Below are 16,945 nucleotides of genomic sequence, written 5' to 3'. Positions count from 1 at the left end.
GCTTAGATAGTCAAAATGGACTTTTCTTTTTCATCAGCCACTTGGTCTACTTTTTTGATGAAATCGTCAGTCACTTTTTGAACATCTGCTTCTGCTTTTTTGCCTTCGTCTTCGCTGATAGCTTTATCTTTTTGAAGTTTTTTAACTTCGTCATTGGCATCACGACGAGCCATACGAACAGCCACACGTGCTTCTTCAGCGATTTTCTTAACTTGTTTTGCGAGGTCTTTACGACGCTCTTCTGTTAAATCTGGAACTTTCAAGCGGATCACTTTACCGTCGTTCATTGGAGCCATGCCCAACTCAGACTTGATGATAGCTTGTTCGATATCTTTAAGAATTGAAACTTCCCAAGGAGCGATCAAGAATGATTTTGCATCCGGAGTAGAGATAGACGCTACCTGAGAAAGAGGAGATGGAGTGCCGTAGTAGTTTACGCGGATATTATCAAGCATAGACACTTGAGCACGACCTGTACGGATTTTTTTAAGCTCTTCGCCTAAAGCCGCCAAAGTCTTTTCCATTTTTGCTTGAGCATTCTTTTTTACATCTGCTACTGACATAGTTGTCTCCTTTTTGCTCTATGCGGGGTTCTAGTGAACCAATGTTCCGATACTTTCACCTTGAACAGCTTTTAGGATGTTGCCTGGCTGAGTCAGGTCGAAAGTGATGATTGGAAGTTTGTTATCCATACACATGCTGATCGCTGTAGAGTCCATCACCTGCAAACCGCGGTTCAGAACGTCAATGTAGCTGATCTTATCGAATTTTTTTGCATCCGTATGTTTTGCAGGATCTTTATCGTAGATTCCGTCGACCTTTGTCGCCTTCATGATGACCTGTGCATTGATCTCCATAGCGCGAAGAGAAGCAGCAGTGTCTGTCGTGAAGAATGGATTTCCCGTTCCTGCACCGAAAATCACAATACGCTCTTTTTCTAAATGGCGGATAGCTCTGCGACGGATGTAAGGTTCTGCGATTTCAGCCATTTCAATAGCTGTTTGTACGCGAGTAGGGACGCCTTCTTTTTCAAGAGCGTCTTGAAGGGCCAAAGCATTGATACAAGTCGCAAGCATACCCATGTAGTCAGCACTTGCGCGATCCATGCCTTCAGCAGAAGCGGCAACACCACGATAGATGTTACCGCCACCGATGACGATACCCATTTGAACGCCTGCTTTATAAGCCTCTGCTACGTCTTGCGCGATTTGTTTAATCGTCGCTGTATTGATACCAGTCCCTTGCTTACCCGCAAGAGCTTCACCACTTAACTTTAGCAAAATGCGTTTATAGACAGGCTCTTTCAAACTAGTGTCCTTTCATTTGAGCTGCAACTTCAGCTGCGAAGTCATTAGACTTCTTTTCGATACCAGCGCCCAATTCATAACGTACGAAACGTTTGATTGTAACGTCAGCGCCGATCTCTTTACCAACAGTTTTCGCCAAATCAGACACTTTCATGTCCGGATTTTTAACGAAAGCTTGGTCCATCAAGCAGTTTTCAGCCAAGAATTTACGGATTTGACCTTCAACGATCTTTTCGATCATTTCTGGTTTTTTACCTGATTCAAGGTTTTTAGCAGTCAAAATTTCTTTTTCTTTAGAAACAACATCCGCAGGGATTTGATCTGAAGAAATAGCCATTGGGTTCATAGCAGCGATGTGCAATGAAACGTCTTGAGCGAAAGTTTTCAAAGCTGGGTTCGTTACAGCTTCTGGTTTAGAAGCAGCAACTTCGATCAATACGCCGATTTTACCTTCACCGTGGATGTAAGTGTGAACCAAAGTGTTAGCAGAAGCCGTGTACTTCTCTGAACGGCGAAGAACGATTTTTTCACCGATAGTAGCAGTAGCTTCAGTGAAAAGGTCTGCCATTTTTTTAGAAGGATCTTTAGTGAAAGCTTGTTCCAAAACGTCGCCAGTAGCTGTCGTTTTAACCAAGTGTTCAGCAACGTCAGCAACTAGAGCTTTGAAGCCATCGTTACGTGCAACGAAGTCAGTTTCAGAGTTGATTTCAACAACAACACCTGTGTTACCCACAACTTGTGCGAACACTGTACCTTCAGCAGCGATACGGTCAGCTTTCTTTGCAGCAGCGCCAAGACCTTTTACGCGCAACCATTCAACAGCAGCATTGAAATCGCCAGAAGTCGCCTCAAGCGCCTTTTTGCAATCCATCATACCTGCGTTTGTTTTTTCTCTTAGCTCTTTAACAAGAGTAGCGGAAATAGACATTAGGAAGTCTCCTTACAATAGATTTTAAAAACGAATTCGATCAGACACGAAGAAACCGCCGTTGCGGAAAAGCGAGAGCGGCTACTTATGAAAAAGGTGGCTAGGCCACCTTTTTCATTTCAATTACAGAGGAATTACTCCGCTGAATCGTCTTCTTTGTTCTCAAGCTCAGCTTGGATTTCAACTTCTTCTGCTGTACCAGCAGCAACAAGTTTACGACCTTTAGTTGCTTTAACAACTGCAGGACCCGCTGATTTCTTAGGAGCATCTTTCGCGCCACCACGAGGGCCTGCGCCACGACGCTTAGGAGCTTCTTCTTTACCTTCAGAAGCTTCTTTAGCAACGTCAGATTGTTTGTCTGTCATTGTGCGAAGTTTTTGTTCCCAAGTTTTAGCACCTTCTAGGTAAGCTTCAGCAACTAGGTTTGCGAACAATTTGATTGAACGGATCGCATCGTCGTTACCTGGAATCGCGTACTCAACAGACTCTGGATCAGAGTTTGTATCAGCGATAGCAACAACTGGGATGCCCAAGCGTTTAGCTTCAGCAACAGCGATGTGTTCTTTAGGAAGGTCTACTACGAACATAGCAGATGGCATTTCCTTCATTTCACGGATACCAGACAAGAACTCAGTCAAACGAAGGTATTCTTTTTCAAGCTTCGCGCGCTCTTTCTTAGTCAAGTAGTTGAATTCGCCTTTTTCTTTCATTGTGTCGATTTTGCGAAGACGATCGATAGAAGATTTGATCGTTTCGAAATTCGTCATCATACCACCCAACCAACGCTTAGTTACGTAGTACTGACCGCATTTTTGAGCCGCTTCTTGGATAGGCTCAATAGCTTGCTTTTTCGTTCCAACGAAGATCAAACGACCACCGTTAGCAGCAACTTCTTTTACGAAATCAGCAGCTTTGTTAGCGCGTACAACAGTCTTTTGAAGGTCAATGATATGAATGCCTCCGCGAGCTGTGTAAACATAAGGTTTCATTTTTGGGTTCCAACGCTGAGTTTGATGTCCGAAGTGGACGCCAGCGTCTAACATTTCTTTCATGGTCACTTGTGCCATGGTAGTACTTCCTTTCTGGTTAATCGTCCCCGCAGGTAGAGCCAGCTTTTTTTGATTCGCCGGAAGACCCCCTTTTTCAGTACTTGGGGGACCAGTTAGTGCCTACGAGTGCTTATTGTTTGGAGTTTGGGGATATCACAGGGTGACATGGCACGCAAGCAGTCTTTCGTGGACTCCCCCTTTGATACATCAGGATTACATTAGAAACCTCGCGTATTAAGAAATGTTTAGACGCGATGGATTGACTCCGATAAATAGTCTAGCCAATCCCAATATTTATGAACGTGAGCGTGAGGGAATGACAGTACAGGACGACCCAAGATTCCACTCTGAGGTGGAGAAAATCTTTAAAAATCAGGCCCAGGATATCTGCGTCCGCGTAGATCGCGGTTTTGCATATCTCATGTTATTTCAATGGGTTGGCTGCGTGCTCTTAGGGGCTTTTGTCACTCCGTCGACTTGGCTGGGACAGATGAGCGGCTCAAAGGAAAACGCCTTCATCGGCCTTATCTTTGGCGCTCTTTTCGCGGCTCCTCCTATCTATGCGGCTTGGATGTTTCCTGGAGAAAAGGTCACTCGTTGTCTGATCGCTCTTGGTCAGATGTTGTTTTCGACCCTTATCGTCTACCTTACCGGCGGAAGAATCGAATCGCATTTCCATATCTTCGTCTCGTTGGCGGCGTTGGCTTTTTATATGGATATTTCCGTCCTATGGGTGGGAGCTTCCATCGTTATCGTGGATCATCTTCTGCGCGGTTTTTATATTCCAATGTCTATATATGGAGTCTCTGCCGGGGTTGAGTGGCGGTGGATTGAGCACACGGCTTGGGTCATCTTCGAAAACTTCGTTTTAATTCTGGGAATTCAACGCCATCGAAAAGAACTGCGCGAAGTTGCAAATTCAAAAGTGCAAATGATGCACGCTCGGGAAGAGGCTTTGCGCCTGGCTTCGGTGAAATCCAGCTTCTTAAGCAATGTCAGCCATGAAATTCGCACACCTTTGAACAGTATCATGGGATTTTCAGATATTCTTCGCGACACGAAGCTCGATGAAGAACAACAAGAGTACGTGAACACTATCCATCGTTGTTCGGAGTCTCTGCTGCATCTTGTGAATGACATTTTAGATGTTTCAAAAATCGAAAATGGACTTTTACAGGTCGATAGTCATCCCTTTGATCTCAAAGAACTTCATAGCGATATTCAAAAAATGTTTTCAATCAAGTGTCAGGAAAAAGGTCTATCGCTAGAGTTACACATGGATGAAGACATCCCATCGAAAGCCAAAGGTGATTCGCATCGTTTGCGCCAAGTTTTGATGAACCTTGTCGGCAATGCTGTGAAGTTTACTGAAAAAGGCAAAGTGCGGATTGAAGTAAAGAAAGATTCTATTGCGAAGACTTATTCATGGCACATTATTGATACAGGTCGCGGCATTAAACGGGAAAATATCAAAAAGCTTTTCCGCAGTTTCTATCAAGAAGATCCCTCCATCGCCCGTCAGTATGGTGGTACCGGTTTAGGCCTTATGATCTCAAAGAACTTGGTAGAGATTATGGGCGGGCAGATTTCCGTCACCAGCAATTACGGTGAAGGAACGACCTTTTCATTTTCACTTCCCTTAGAAGAAATTTAATTTTTTAAGTAAGAGTGAAGAAGGGTGCTTTGCGCACCCTTTTTGTATTTTAAATTGTAGCTTCTGTCGTTGGTGCTTCTTCCGAAGCTTCGACTTTAAATCCTAAAGACGCGACGATCATCTCCGCTTGAAGCAAAGAACCGACAAGATTCTTTTGTTCATTCACTGTTGATGAAGCAATCCAAAGGTTTTCAAGCTCTGGAATTGTCATATTCGCGCTCAACTTGATATCGCCGTTGCCAGCGATGATCGGAGCGACGAAAATTCTTTCCAATTTCAAATTGTCCAAAGCTTCAGGGTAGGCGCGTTTGATTTGACGTTTGATTTTTTTCAAAGCCATACCAACGACTTCAGAATCTTCAGTCACTTCTTGCTCGATGAAAGTCATCCATTGTGAAGCTTGAAGTGGACCATTTTCTGTTTCTACCGAAGGCAGGAAACGACCTGCGCATGGGCCGATTTCATCTTGTGTGGTTCCATTCAAGATGTGCATCGCTGTAGATTCGGTCACCGGTTTTGCGTGACAGATGTCCAGGCATAAAGCCGTCCAGTAAGTATTCTTAGAAAGTTTTGAACGAGCGCGAATAGAGATGGCGTCATCTGGAAGAAGAATCGCCAAGTCTTTCACAGTGCCTGCAAAAATAAAGTTGTGAGCATGCAATGTTTTAGAACCATTGATCGTCACGTGAGTGACCTTTTCACCTTCTTGATGAAACTTCGTCACGTAAGAGCGTTGCATGAACTCGCCTTGAAATTTTTCAAACAAAGCTTGAGTCCACTCGTAAGGCTCCATCGCTAGATCCAAACGCTTGCTCGATGTGAAGTAAGCAAGCTCTTCGTAGAATGCCGGAGGGGTATCTCCGAAACCTAAGAAAGTTTTAAAGCCGCCAGATTCGTACGTGATCGGAGCTTCCTCAGAAACTGTGTCGACAACTTTTGTATTCAAAAGATTTTCTAAAAAGCGCAAAGCTTTTTCGGACAACACTGAATCAGGAACAAAACGCAGGCCATTGTTCATCGGGCCTGTAGGGAAGTTGACTTTCTTGTTCACGCCAAACGGAACATCCGCACCTTCAATAAGCGCGATGTTTTTTGTTTCACGGCTAAGAGCCGCTGCGATGCTGAGACCAGTTAAACCGCTACCAATAATTGCATAGTCGTAGATATGAGCCATGCAAATACCTTCCCTTAAAACGTAGCCGCTTTGCAAGCATCAAAGCGTGGGAAACTTAGCTAACGCATTTAATCAAAAGACGGAGAAGTGCTCTGACTGCGGGTTTCATGCGCGGTTGCTTATCGAGTAAGCAAGCAATGTGAGGAGAGAACTTATAGTAAATGGCAATAAATTTACGTCCCCATGCTGACTGACGAAGAGTGAAGTCACGGAAAGCTCGCAAACTCATCACCTCAGGTGCCTGAGAATTTTCAAAGGCCGCCGTGGCGATGAAACAGCGAGGACGTTCTTTATCGGACATCTTCAAGAACTGTTTCACGATATGCGGATTGCGTGCGGTTTTTTGGAAGGACTCTGCCTTACGAATGATGTCTGGGTAGATCGGCGTGAATTGAATAAACATCGCCAGTTGTTTTGCGGCATTCGTCATACGGTCCGCGTATTTTTCGTGGGTATCGTAAATACGCATTAAGTCCCAGTACACAGAGGCCACTACGGTCAGTTCTGTCGTACGAGCACTGTCTTTGAAAGCTTCGGGCTTAAGACGTTCGCCTTTTTTGATATCGAAAACGATGTCGAGAATTTTTAAATACTTTTCGTACGACATCGCCGCTTCAGAATAAAGCTTTTGAGTCATGCACAGGCGCGCTTTCTTAATCAGCATCACGCGACTTTTCCAAAGCTGAAGACGATGTTGTTCTTTGGCGCGTTCTTGCGCCATAAGAATACCGCCGCTGCTTGAGGCGACTGTGCGGCGTAAATCGGAAATACATCCTGCGCAGACTTGTGGAGGTAAATTAGCTTCACCAATAGATTGCAACTTCGTGATGAGGTCAGCATCTACCGGATGAAGTTCAGTAACTTGTATTCCACAGCGGGGACATTGGATCATGAATCAAGGTTTCCTTAACTTCCCATTTTAGGAAAGTAAGGGAATTAAAGCAAACTCATTGGGTCGATATCGATCAAAATTTTTATGCCGGAGGGAATCCACTCTTGGTCGCCCAAAAGTTGTCTTGAAAAGGGATTGGCCGCTGCGACCTGAGTCGTTTTTATGAGCAGATGAAATCGGAATTGTCCTCTTAATTTCGAAAGCGGCGCCTCGGCAGGCCCTAAAATCTCAATGGAGTTGTACTGCGGAAACTGAGCTTTCAAAGCATGCGCTCGTCTCGCTAAAAGTCCGGCTGTGTCTTCCACTTTTCCTAAATGCGTGCCTTGAATTCTAAAACTCACCAAACGTCCAACAGGTGGATAGCTAAGCTGCCCGCGAATATCGAGCTCATGTTTGGCGAAGCCTTCGAAGTCGTGATTTCGGGCGAAAGTGATGCTGTCATGTTCCGCATTGAATGTTTGAATAATCACCATTCCCGGAGCTTCACCTTCTTGAACGTGGCGACCCGCGCGACCACTCATCTGCGTGATCAACTGAAAGCTTCGTTCGGTCGCACGAAAATCGGGAAGATTAAATCCCACATCAGCCAGGACAAGTCCCACCAACTTCAATTTTGGAAAGTCTAAGCCTTTTGCGATCATTTGAGTTCCGACTAAAATGTCGATCTCTCCTGTTTCCATTTTTTGAACTAGGTCTTCAAGATCGGCGCGGCTTTGAATCTCATCGCGATCGGCACGGGCAATGGTTTTACCAGGGAATAGACGAGTCAGATCTGTTTCAACAAGTTCGGTGCCAAGGCCGATGGCTTCTAGTTGTCCTTCTTTGCAGTCAGGACATTTCGTTTTAAAATTTTCGTGATAGTCGCAATAGTGACAGATCAAATGAGAATGCGCATGCAAGGTCAGTGAAATATCACAATTAGGACATTCTCGAGTGTGACCACAGGCTGGGCACACCACCATTTGCGCGATTCCACGACGATTTAAGAAAAGAGCTGCTTGATCACCACGATCTAAAACTTCGTGCATGCGCTCATAAAGTTTTGGACTTAACCAAAACGGAAGGTGCGAATACTTTTCGATGATTTTTTTCTGTTCATCGCTGTCATCTTTTTGCTTACGAAGATCAATGACTTCAATTTCAGGTAAAGCGCGATTAGCGACACGATGACGAAGAGTGTGCAGATGGTATTTCCCGTCCACTGCGTTCTTCCAAGTTTCAAGGCTTGGCGTTGCAGAACCTAGAACGACGGGGCAATTCATCATTTTACCCATCATCACGGCGGCATCACGTCCGTTGTACTTTAATTTTTCATCTTGTTTAAAGCTGGGCTCGTGCTCTTCATCGACAATAATAAGTCCCAAGTCTTCAATCGGACAGAACAAGGCCGATCGAGCGCCGATCAGAATAGATTTTCTGCCCTCGACAATATCCCACCACTGATTTGTGCGTTCGCGATCCGTCAGTTGAGAATGAAGAGCTGCAATCTTATCACCAAAGCGTCGAGCAAAACGTTGAATCAATTGTGGCGTCAAAGAAATCTCGGGCACCAGCACAAGGCCGCGCTTTCCTTCACTAAGAACTTTTTCCAGCAAGCGCAAATAGACTTCGGTTTTTCCCGAGCCCGTCACGCCAAACAGAAGATGCGTTGAAAAATTATGATGTTGCGAAATACTTTCGAAGCAAGCGCTTTGCTCTTCCGTTAAGTTTAAATTGGTATCACTTTCCAACTTTGGAATAACGGGTGGGCGCTTTGACTGACGTTGTTTATCTGTCTTTTTCAGAGGAGGAAAAGCGGACTGCACAACTTGTCCAATGGGATGGATATAGTACTGCGCCAGCCACTCTAACCACTTCATAAAGGGTTCTGGAAGGGGAGAGTACTCTTCGTCAATCGAATCTATGCTTTTGATTTCAAAGTCAGGAACTTTATCCGTTGGACCTAGAACAAGGCCTTTAACTTTTCGACGGCCGAGGGGAACATTCACAAGCTGGCCGCGTTTTAAAGGATGTGCAAAGCTGTACGTCAAAGCCTCTGGGAGAGGAGCGTCGACGGCCACTCTCCACAGTTGAGCATCACTCATCTAAACCTCGTGTAGAACTCCGTAACGACATCTTTGGCGGGAAGGCCGTTAATGCCATCCCACTTCAGGTTTGTATCTAGTGAAGAAGGCTGAAACAAGCTGACGGCCGTTTGTGGACGAGCCGAAGCACTGATCAAACGAATGGTGACAGTGTTGTTTCCCCAGCGAATGGTGCGCGCACGAGGATAAGAAAGATTCTTGGCAAATTGATTGTAGTTATCTGCACTCATTTCAACCTGGCTAGGCAGGCGGAGCTTGCGAACCACGAACTGATCTTGCTCAATCCACAATCCAGGATAGTTGATTTCTTTTTCAACCGGAGTCGGGATTCCCAAGGCGTAATTTACCACGCCCCCTGTGCGAGAATAACGAACCCAAGTTTCAGGTTCGTACTTGATTTCAGCGCCCGTGCGAGCCAAGGGCTTTTTATTGTAAGCCGTTGTCGGAATAATTTTGAAATGCGCTAAGGTGTTGGCGAAAATCTCTGCGTTGCGGAAGTTCAGATACTTTTCAAGGAAATCATCGGGAGACTTTTCACTCTTGCGATTGTTGCCGACCATGCTCCACTTTTGCCCGCCGTTATAAAGAAACTGCAAGCGAAAGCTGTTCTGCAAATCTTTTCCACCGGTCACCGTCAGGCGCATAGTGCGATCGCTGTCGATCAACCAAGTTTCTTTTACAGATAAAGTGTCGTCACCGTTTGAAAACTGAACTTCCTGTTCGATGGCGTAAATACCCGATCCCGCGTTTTCCACAGTTTTTTGCAGAATAGTGCGAGTGGGTGGAATGTAAGCCCAAGCTTGAGCTGAAACTAAAACGGACAACAAAAGGATGAACTTTTTCATGTCTTGATCCTAATTCAATTTTTGCGCGAGTTGCAAAATATAGTGCTTCATCTCAGGCCCAAGCTCCGGGTTTTGCAAGGCCAGCTCAATATTTGCCTGAAGATAGCCCAACTTATCGCCTGCGTCGTAGCGTTCAGCCGTAAACGTCATGGCGTTAAGCCCTTTGTCATTGCAAAGCACCTTCATGCTGTCTGTCAGCTGAATTTCGCCATTTAAAGAAGGCTTCGCATTGTGAAGAATATCCATAATGTGATTATCAAAGACATAACGACCCGGCAAAGCCCAGCGGCTTTTCGTTTCGGTGGGTTTTGGCTTTTCCATCAGAGAAGTCACCTGGAAATAACCTTTGTTCGTGTCTTCAACTTCGGCAATACCGTATTTTGAAACATCTTTGTCTGAAACTTTCATCACAGAAATTGTGGATGTCCCAGTTTCTTCAAAAGACTTTACAAGTTGAGAAGTCACGTTCGGCTGTCCGTGAAACCCCATAGTAATTTCATCGCCTAGTAGTACGGCGAAAGGCTCTTTCCCGATAATCGGTAAGCCGCAATGAACGGCGTGACCTAAACCCAGCGCGTGTTTTTGGCGGATGCTGATGATGTTGGCTTTGTCGCGGATTTTTATCACGCGTTCAAGAAGCTTTTCTTTTCCGTCTTTGTGAAGCTTGTCTTCAAGCTCATAAGATGTATCGAAGAAATCTTCGATCGCATATTTATAGCGACCCGCAATCAAAACGATGTCTTCAATGCCTGCCTGCACAGCTTCTTCGACGACATACAGAATGATGGGAGCGTCTACGATGGTAAGCATCTCTTTAGGAACTGTTTTCGTCGCGGGAAGAAAACGTGTTCCAAGTCCGGCAGCTGGTATGATGGCTTTTTTAATTTTAGACATGCTTAATTGATCTCAAACGTTTCAATTTAAGACAAGTCTTAACGGGGCCCGGCTTCATTAAAACAATGTCCGTTCCAGAGTGAGAATCCTTGTTAATTTTAGTAAATCTGCCGAAAAGTTGTGTGATAGCCTTGTGTTTGGGGGAGTAATCCATGAAAGTACGTTTGAATAAAACGGCGTGGCGTGCAGCAGGTGGCATTCTTGCCTCATTTGTGCTCGTAGTGTCGTTTCAAAACTGCGGTAAAGCGGGCTTTGATGCAGAACTAGATAGTACTCTGGATTCTGGAATGTCAGATGCGGCTCTTGCTGCAAAATATGGTGAATCCACAGCGGCGAAGGTTCAGGCGATTCCTTTTGCCTTTGAATCGACGATCGACACAATCACATACAATTCCTGTGCGGATACGAGTTTACGCAATAACACGGCTTTTTCTTCCCTCAAAGTCGGTGCGTTTACTTCCGGTGGTATCAAAATTAAGGATGAGTTTTTTAATTACGCAGATCAAAACTTTAAACCCGTTTATCCAGAACCTACTTTGACTGAAAATCAGTACAAAGAATATTTGGCGGATTCTCCAGCAAACAACGGTGCTGTGGCGAATATGGCGATCCGTGTGAAAAACAGTCTGACGGATGTTTACACAGCAACAAACAACGTTGTTTTGTGGACTGACATCGTTCCTTTAGTAGGAAATTTGACAGACAGCTTGGTGATGGATGCTTACGGCACTAAAGGAGTGACGGCGAACTATTTCCCATTCTCTCCAGAAGCGCGTGTTATGGAAGCGGCTTTGAACTTCAACACGAGCGAAGAATTGGCGGAAGAGTACCGCAATATTTTCATGTCTTCAGGTGTGCTCGCTTTAACTTACATGGCAGACAACGCCGAAATTTATAAAGTGCGTGCAGCGACAGATGCTTATCCAGTGAAATCTGCTTACGGTAAGGGTTATTCATTGGCATTCGTGCCGGGCTCTTCGGCTGCGGGTGTTCACTCGGGAAATCCAAATCGCGTCCTAGCTTCTGTTTTGGAAACAGATCTTTCTGGTTCGGGTGTTGGTGCGAAGAACTGGAATTGCAGCCGCGCCTATCGCGTGGTTCGTAAAGAAGACCGTGCTTCGTATTGCCCAGAGCATTCATTTAACGATCTTTCCGTAAAGGCAATTAGGGATGAACTAGCAGTCATGCGCCGTCATCTTCGCGCGGACCAATGGGATGTGAACGTCTCTTACCGTTGTGTAGTTCCTAAGGGAGCCACGTCTTGCTACAAAGAAGAAAACATGGCGGCTAAAGGCTTTGCGGAAGTTGAGTACGATACGACAAAAGAGTGCTTCAGAACCAACGGCACTTACAGTGGTGCTATTCCCAGCAGTAAGTGCATGCACTACGTAACTGTGTGTACGCGTGACTAGTTACTAGCAACGCGCGCTTCTAACAGCTGCTCCATTTGGGGTGGAAAAGGTTTAATGTATTTCACAGGGTCGACCATTCGGCCCTTTTTCTTTACTGCGAAGTGCAAGTGAGCACGCGTGCAGTACCCAGTGCAACCGACCTCTCCGATTCTTTCGCCAGCCTTTACCGACAAGCCACGACGAATGCGCTTATCAATGCGATGAAGATGATTGTAAGCCGTCTCCATGCCGTTTGAGTGCAAAAGAATTATATAATTTCCAGCGGCGCGATTGTGACCGTAGCGAACCACGATACCTTTGCGTGGCGCAAAGATCGGTTCACCCACCGGAAGTTCAAAATCAATCCCCAAGTGAGGTTGAAGACGTTTCGTAATCGGGTGAAGGCGATTGGGTTTAAAGCGACTTGCAACTTTGATGTACTCAACAGGGGCATAAAAAGGGCGATCTTCCAAAAGATCTTGGGCATTGAAGAAAACCCCGCCGTCTTTATAACGAACAAACTTTTTTTGAACTGGGGCGCCATCAATCTCTAGCGAAGTCTGCAGAACTTCTCCATATTTTACAAACTGACCGGCTTCAAATTTCTTTTCAACTGTAAACCAAAAACGCGCACCGCGGGCCACGTCGCGTGAGTTTTCCATATCAAAAACATAAGCGTCCATAAAGCGGGTCGCCACCCAGTTGGAATTGATTTTCGCTAAGATACTTCCCAGCAAAGAACCGTACACGCGGCCGTCAATGCGAATCAAAGAAGTTTTATACTCTGGATTGTAGGGAAGAGCCGTCACTTTCTTGCCTGATTTTAGAATACGAAAGGCATCTGAAGTTTGCGAGTCGAACATGCGCAACTCAGTTTCGCCCGCCGTACGGCGCACTAAGTATTTCGTATCTAAGGTTAGGAAAAGGTGGCGCAGTCCTTTGTGTGAAGCAAGAACTTGCTCGCGCTCTTTTTCAGAAAATCCGTTTTGACGAAGAATTGAAAGTAAGTTGTCGCCAAGACGAACAGGTTTTGCAGTAAATGTGTTGGCGGCAGCCTGGACCGATTGATAGGATGTGAATGCTAAAACGAACGCACTCACGATGCTTGCGAGGTGAAAAATCATGTTGCCCCATCCTTTGAGCTTAAAAAAACTTTCTGTTTTCTTGCTTGTCCAGCTTATCGCGAACCTGGCCGCAGCCCAAGTTTATAATTCATCAATTTCCGCAGCAACGGGAGGAACTGGACGTGCGACGGTAGAAGCCGGTGATTCTACTTTCTTGAATCCCGCATCCCAAGTGCATCTTAGAGGACATTACTTCTTTGCTTCGGGTGCTGAAGACGAATTTGCAATCACGTTAAGTGACAATACGGAAGAGAGTATGTTCCCTGCAACATTAGGCTACGTGCAAAGAACCTCTGACGTTGCACAAGGTGAACTGAAACAAAGTGATATCATGTTGTCGCTTGCAGAATTCATCGTCGACAAATGGGCTTTCGGAATCACAGGGCACTACATCGAACAAAAACTCCCAGAATCTTCCTACCGTCAGCCCAATGCCGACATCGGAATGATGTACACGCCGAAATCCAATATCGGGTGGGGTTTGGTGGTTTATAATGTGTTCGGTGAAAACAAAGACGCGCCAGAAAACATTCGCCAAAAAACCTCTGTGGGCGGAGGTTTCAACTATATCTACAAAGAGGCTATGAGGTTCCGCGTGGATGCTACGTCAGAGTCTGTTTTTGGCGCCGGGCTTGAGACTTACGTGAACCGCTTTCTAATTACCCGCATTGGTTATTCTAACGATACGGACGACGAAAGAGAGCTTTTAACGGCCGGATTTGGTTTTAAAGGCCCTAGATTCGCTTTAAGCTATGCTTATCAAGGAAATCAGAAATTCTCGGGAGATTATCGCCATTCGGTTGACTTGGAGATTCCGTTTTGATAATTAACTCGTTCCGTTAAAAACGCAGGAGATACCATGGCTTCTAAAACAAAACGTACTGAGTACATTCGCGAAAAGAAAAAAACGACAAGCGGCAAAAAGCGTAAAGCTTCTGTTCGCACTAAAGGTACGACAAAATCAGCTAAAGCTCTTTTCAAAGACTAGTTGCTTAGTTATTTCAAGTAGTTAGATTTAAGCCCTGCGGGAACTCCAAAGGGCTTTTCGTTTTTCTGTCGACTGCGGAAAAAGAAAAAGGGCCCTTTCAAGGCCCTTTTTTTCGTTCTAAGATCAAATCTTATCTGCGGCTTACGCTTCGACGAAGCAGACCACCGTCTTCCTGAACTCCGCCTTTAAGGTCCCAGCGGAATGGAAGCTCAACCCAACCTTCTTGGCCCGGATAAAAGCGCCATTTTTTCAATGCCGCTAAGGTTTTCGAATCTAGGTTTCTAAATCCTGTCGATTTCAACATTTTGAATTGGGAAACGTAACCTTGCTTATTGATATAAGCGACGAAAGCAATTTCGCCTTGGTCACCGCGACGACGTTCTTCACGATCGTATTGAGGTCTTGGGTTGCCTGGCATTTGACGAAGTTGATCAAGACTACGAACACCCGATGGCATTCCTGAAAGCTGTGTGCCCGGTCCTTTTGAACCCGAGTTCCCAGCACCTTCGCCATCTTTCATTCCAAGGCCGTTGCCATTACCACCAAGTCCACCTTTTTTTGCGGCTGCTTCGCGAGCTGCGGCTTGTTTGGCAGCGGCCGCTGCTGCTGCCGCTCTTTCAGCTGCCAAAGCCGAAGCGATCGATTTTGCATTTCGTTCACGCAAAGAATTTTGAGCTGCCGCCAAACGATCGGCCTCTTCCTGATTTGCATCCGCTAAAGCGTTAAGGTCTTCATCCTGCTCTGCTGCCAGTGCCGCCGCCATAGCTTCCATAGAACGCTTTTCGCCTTCGATTGCAGATCTTTGCGAACGGTCGATGTTTTCGAAATCTTCGTTGAAGTCTTCGTTAAGGTTTGAAGCGACAGCGGCTTTTGATAATTCACCCTGATCTAGCTCCGGAGCTTCAATATCATCGATTGTCATTGGGACAGCTTTGAAGGTTGTCTTAGGTGCGATGCTGCGAGCCGCTTTTGGAGCTTTTGCGGGTAAAGATTTAGCAACGGATTTTGCGGCTGCTTTTGCTTTAGCGGGAGCTGCCGGTTTTGCAACGACGATATCACCGGGGCTTCCAGCCTCTTCCATTTTTTCAACACGGGGAGTGTCTTGATGAACTGGAGTTCCGCCTTGAGTAGGAGGAACACGCGCCCCACGAGGAGCTTTCATCACCGGAGTTGGAACGTCTTCAATTTCAATTGTGATGGTTTCTGTTTTTGCGGTTTCAACAAGTGGTACTGTCATCACGGCGATGGCTAAGATCGCAGCGGCGTGAACGGCCGCAGACAAAGTCACGAACTTCGGTGTTTTGCTAACTTCAGGCTCTTTATGTGCGAGCATCCACATGTCGAAGTCGACAGCCGTATTTTCGCTGCGAGATGTTTTCGGAGTTTCATTTGCGAAGTCCGCCTTCGGCATTTGAAAGTCAAAGAGACTTAGCTGATCATCAGCCTTTTTTGACTTATCATTATCAAAGTTAAAACCCATAAAAACTCCTGTCCTATCAAGGAGTGCACTATCAATTCCCAGGCCACCTCAGAACTATCCAGTGCCACCTGGAGAGGTCCCAGCAGGAATATTTTTCAGGGCTGTACGGGCGATTGTCAGGCCCTCGTAGAGAGGGCCCAAATTAGGATCAGTGGTGCGAGGGGCGAGGATCCGAGATATGGGGTTTCTTCATCTCGTCAGTCGCTTTGATTTTCTTTTTATGGTGTCCTTGAATTTCCCCCTCTTGCACGGGAGCTGCAAAAAGACCTTCGTTCTCTGCACTGTGCGGAACAGAGGTTCCTTGGGATTGATCTTTGAATGCAGATTTTTCCATCATCTTATCGGCCATTTCGGGAGCCATAAATTCCATGATGGCTCGGATCTTAGATGGAGCTCCGACCCACACATCTCGCTCAGGCTTTTCACAGCATTTCAAAATAGCTTCTGCTGCATAATCGGGATGATAAACAGGATCGGGCAATGAAGGCTCGCCGGATTTCAAATGATTTATTGCATGATCGGGGAATGGGGTATCAATTGCCGTTGGTCGTACCAAGCAAACTTGAATCGGAATTTCATCGTGCTCTAATTCCATCCGTAAAGCATCGGTATAAGCTTTCACCGCATGTTTACTTGCGGAATACATACCTTGAAGGGGAATAGATCTTAGGGAAACTTCGCTGCCAAGATTGATAAGCACGCCACCATTTTCCTTGAGGGCTTCAACCGCGACGTGACAGCCGTGACGAACACCCCAGAAATTCATCTCAAAGAGTTCTCGCTCTTCTCGTTCCGGGATTTCTAAAAGAGGTCCGTAGATAGATCCACCTGCATTGTTAATCCATGTGTCGATTGAACCGAAGGCCATCTTCGTTTGTTCACACAGTTCTTTTAATTCTTCGATTCTGCGAACGTCGGCCTTAACTCCGATAACGTTGTAACCCTGTTCTTGCAGTCGACGACAGATTTTCTCTAGATCATCTGTGTTGCGTGATGAAAGGGCGACACGAGCGCCGCGTTTAGCAGCCATTTCGGCAGTCGCAAGACCGATACCGCTCGTCGCACCCGTAATAACGATGGTCTGTTGGTTGAGTGGTTTTGGTTTGAAATCTTTGAGTTTCATGAAGCACCCCCT

General features: G+C 45.8%; 16 protein-coding genes. 4 read left to right on the top strand and 12 right to left on the bottom strand.

What is annotated here, in order from left to right; genetic code table 11:
* Positions 1 to 2 precede the first annotated feature (2 nt).
* The 4 genes from frr to rpsB all read right to left on the bottom strand — a co-directional run bounded on the left by frr (position 3) and on the right by rpsB (position 3,302).
* A complete protein-coding gene (gene frr / locus AZI85_RS02170; RefSeq protein WP_063205563.1) occupies positions 3 to 563 on the bottom strand; it encodes a ribosome recycling factor in 561 nt (186 codons plus the stop codon).
* A 30-nt stretch (positions 564 to 593) separates the two neighbouring features.
* Positions 594 to 1,307, bottom strand: a complete 714-nt coding sequence (pyrH, locus tag AZI85_RS02165; RefSeq protein WP_063242524.1) for a UMP kinase — start codon at positions 1,305 to 1,307, stop codon at positions 594 to 596.
* Position 1,308: 1 nt separating this feature from the next.
* Positions 1,309 to 2,235 carry a translation elongation factor Ts gene (gene tsf / locus AZI85_RS02160; protein ID WP_063242523.1) on the bottom strand — a complete coding sequence of 309 codons (927 nt, stop codon included), beginning with the start codon at positions 2,233 to 2,235 and terminating at the stop codon, positions 1,309 to 1,311.
* Positions 2,236 to 2,369: 134 nt separating this feature from the next.
* Positions 2,370 to 3,302, bottom strand: coding sequence for a 30S ribosomal protein S2 (rpsB, locus tag AZI85_RS02155; RefSeq protein WP_063205557.1), 933 nt, complete (start codon positions 3,300 to 3,302; stop codon positions 2,370 to 2,372).
* A 223-nt stretch (positions 3,303 to 3,525) separates the two neighbouring features.
* Between rpsB and AZI85_RS02150 the strand changes: the two genes are divergently transcribed.
* Positions 3,526 to 4,938 (top strand): sensor histidine kinase, encoded by a 1,413-nt coding sequence (locus AZI85_RS02150; RefSeq protein ID WP_253720792.1) that lies wholly within the window; start codon positions 3,526 to 3,528, stop codon positions 4,936 to 4,938.
* Between the two features lie 49 nt (positions 4,939 to 4,987).
* Here AZI85_RS02150 and AZI85_RS02145 read toward each other — a convergent pair whose 3' ends face one another.
* From AZI85_RS02145 to galU, 5 genes are read right to left on the bottom strand one after another with little or no spacing between them, the layout of a single operon-like run.
* Positions 4,988 to 6,112, bottom strand: a complete 1,125-nt coding sequence (locus AZI85_RS02145; RefSeq protein ID WP_063242522.1) for an NAD(P)-binding protein — start codon at positions 6,110 to 6,112, stop codon at positions 4,988 to 4,990.
* Positions 6,113 to 6,167: 55 nt separating this feature from the next.
* Complete coding sequence (locus AZI85_RS02140; protein ID WP_063242521.1) at positions 6,168 to 7,004, bottom strand: CFI-box-CTERM domain-containing protein; 837 nt, start codon at positions 7,002 to 7,004, stop codon at positions 6,168 to 6,170.
* A 44-nt stretch (positions 7,005 to 7,048) separates the two neighbouring features.
* Positions 7,049 to 9,088, bottom strand: a complete 2,040-nt coding sequence (priA, locus tag AZI85_RS02135) for a replication restart helicase PriA (RefSeq protein ID WP_063242520.1) — start codon at positions 9,086 to 9,088, stop codon at positions 7,049 to 7,051.
* Positions 9,085 to 9,933, bottom strand: a complete 849-nt coding sequence (locus AZI85_RS02130; RefSeq protein ID WP_063242519.1) for a hypothetical protein — start codon at positions 9,931 to 9,933, stop codon at positions 9,085 to 9,087. The genes priA and AZI85_RS02130 overlap by 4 nt, the downstream gene beginning before the upstream one ends.
* A 9-nt stretch (positions 9,934 to 9,942) precedes the next feature.
* A complete protein-coding gene (gene galU, locus AZI85_RS02125; RefSeq protein WP_063242518.1) occupies positions 9,943 to 10,827 on the bottom strand; it encodes a UTP--glucose-1-phosphate uridylyltransferase GalU in 885 nt (294 codons plus the stop codon).
* 152 nt (positions 10,828 to 10,979) lie between these two features.
* Between galU and AZI85_RS02120 the strand changes: the two genes are divergently transcribed.
* A complete protein-coding gene (locus AZI85_RS02120) occupies positions 10,980 to 12,239 on the top strand; it encodes a hypothetical protein (RefSeq protein WP_063242517.1) in 1,260 nt (419 codons plus the stop codon).
* On the opposite strand, the gene AZI85_RS02115 is transcribed toward AZI85_RS02120, so the two are convergent.
* The gene (locus AZI85_RS02115; RefSeq protein WP_063242516.1) at positions 12,236 to 13,342 is read right to left on the bottom strand and encodes a M23 family metallopeptidase; all 1,107 of its coding nucleotides are present in this window, start codon (positions 13,340 to 13,342) and stop codon (positions 12,236 to 12,238) included. The two genes, AZI85_RS02120 and AZI85_RS02115, sit on opposite strands and share 4 nt — an antisense overlap.
* Between AZI85_RS02115 and AZI85_RS02110 the strand changes: the two genes are divergently transcribed.
* Both AZI85_RS02110 and AZI85_RS17915 read left to right on the top strand, forming a co-directional pair.
* Entirely contained in the window at positions 13,341 to 14,165 is an 825-nt protein-coding gene (locus AZI85_RS02110; protein ID WP_063242515.1) for a hypothetical protein, read from the top strand. The genes AZI85_RS02115 and AZI85_RS02110 overlap by 2 nt on opposite strands.
* Positions 14,166 to 14,201: 36 nt before the next feature.
* The gene (locus AZI85_RS17915; RefSeq protein ID WP_291516163.1) at positions 14,202 to 14,330 is read left to right on the top strand and encodes a hypothetical protein; all 129 of its coding nucleotides are present in this window, start codon (positions 14,202 to 14,204) and stop codon (positions 14,328 to 14,330) included.
* Positions 14,331 to 14,460: 130 nt separating this feature from the next.
* On the opposite strand, the gene AZI85_RS02105 is transcribed toward AZI85_RS17915, so the two are convergent.
* Together AZI85_RS02105 and AZI85_RS02100 are read right to left on the bottom strand one after the other, a co-directional pair.
* Entirely contained in the window at positions 14,461 to 15,810 is a 1,350-nt protein-coding gene (locus AZI85_RS02105) for an energy transducer TonB (RefSeq protein ID WP_063242514.1), read from the bottom strand.
* A 148-nt stretch (positions 15,811 to 15,958) separates the two neighbouring features.
* Positions 15,959 to 16,933: an SDR family oxidoreductase gene (locus tag AZI85_RS02100; protein WP_063242513.1), complete on the bottom strand. Its 975-nt coding sequence runs from the start codon at positions 16,931 to 16,933 to the stop codon at positions 15,959 to 15,961.
* Positions 16,934 to 16,945 lie beyond the last annotated feature (12 nt).

It is taken from the genome of Bdellovibrio bacteriovorus, from assembly GCF_001592755.1.
GTDB classification, from domain to species: Bacteria; Bdellovibrionota; Bdellovibrionia; order Bdellovibrionales; family Bdellovibrionaceae; genus Bdellovibrio; species Bdellovibrio bacteriovorus_E.
Note: the sequence above shows the minus strand (reverse complement) of the source record. Positions and strands in the feature narration are given on the sequence as shown.

Coding starts and splice junctions, on each gene's coding strand:
- rpsB (WP_063205557.1), bottom strand. CDS start 3,302: ATGGCACAAGTGACCATGAAAGAAATGTTAGACGCTGGCGTCCACTTC.
- AZI85_RS02100 (WP_063242513.1), bottom strand. CDS start 16,933: ATGAAACTCAAAGATTTCAAACCAAAACCACTCAACCAACAGACCATC.
- galU (WP_063242518.1), bottom strand. CDS start 10,827: ATGTCTAAAATTAAAAAAGCCATCATACCAGCTGCCGGACTTGGAACA.
- AZI85_RS02115 (WP_063242516.1), bottom strand. CDS start 13,342: ATGATTTTTCACCTCGCAAGCATCGTGAGTGCGTTCGTTTTAGCATTC.
- AZI85_RS02120 (WP_063242517.1), top strand. CDS start 10,980: ATGAAAGTACGTTTGAATAAAACGGCGTGGCGTGCAGCAGGTGGCATT.
- AZI85_RS02110 (WP_063242515.1), top strand. CDS start 13,341: ATGTTGCCCCATCCTTTGAGCTTAAAAAAACTTTCTGTTTTCTTGCTT.
- AZI85_RS02140 (WP_063242521.1), bottom strand. CDS start 7,004: ATGATCCAATGTCCCCGCTGTGGAATACAAGTTACTGAACTTCATCCG.
- tsf (WP_063242523.1), bottom strand. CDS start 2,235: ATGTCTATTTCCGCTACTCTTGTTAAAGAGCTAAGAGAAAAAACAAAC.
- priA (WP_063242520.1), bottom strand. CDS start 9,088: ATGAGTGATGCTCAACTGTGGAGAGTGGCCGTCGACGCTCCTCTCCCA.
- AZI85_RS02105 (WP_063242514.1), bottom strand. CDS start 15,810: ATGGGTTTTAACTTTGATAATGATAAGTCAAAAAAGGCTGATGATCAG.
- AZI85_RS02130 (WP_063242519.1), bottom strand. CDS start 9,933: ATGAAAAAGTTCATCCTTTTGTTGTCCGTTTTAGTTTCAGCTCAAGCT.
- AZI85_RS17915 (WP_291516163.1), top strand. CDS start 14,202: ATGGCTTCTAAAACAAAACGTACTGAGTACATTCGCGAAAAGAAAAAA.
- AZI85_RS02150 (WP_253720792.1), top strand. CDS start 3,526: ATGTTTAGACGCGATGGATTGACTCCGATAAATAGTCTAGCCAATCCC.
- AZI85_RS02145 (WP_063242522.1), bottom strand. CDS start 6,112: ATGGCTCATATCTACGACTATGCAATTATTGGTAGCGGTTTAACTGGT.
- frr (WP_063205563.1), bottom strand. CDS start 563: ATGTCAGTAGCAGATGTAAAAAAGAATGCTCAAGCAAAAATGGAAAAG.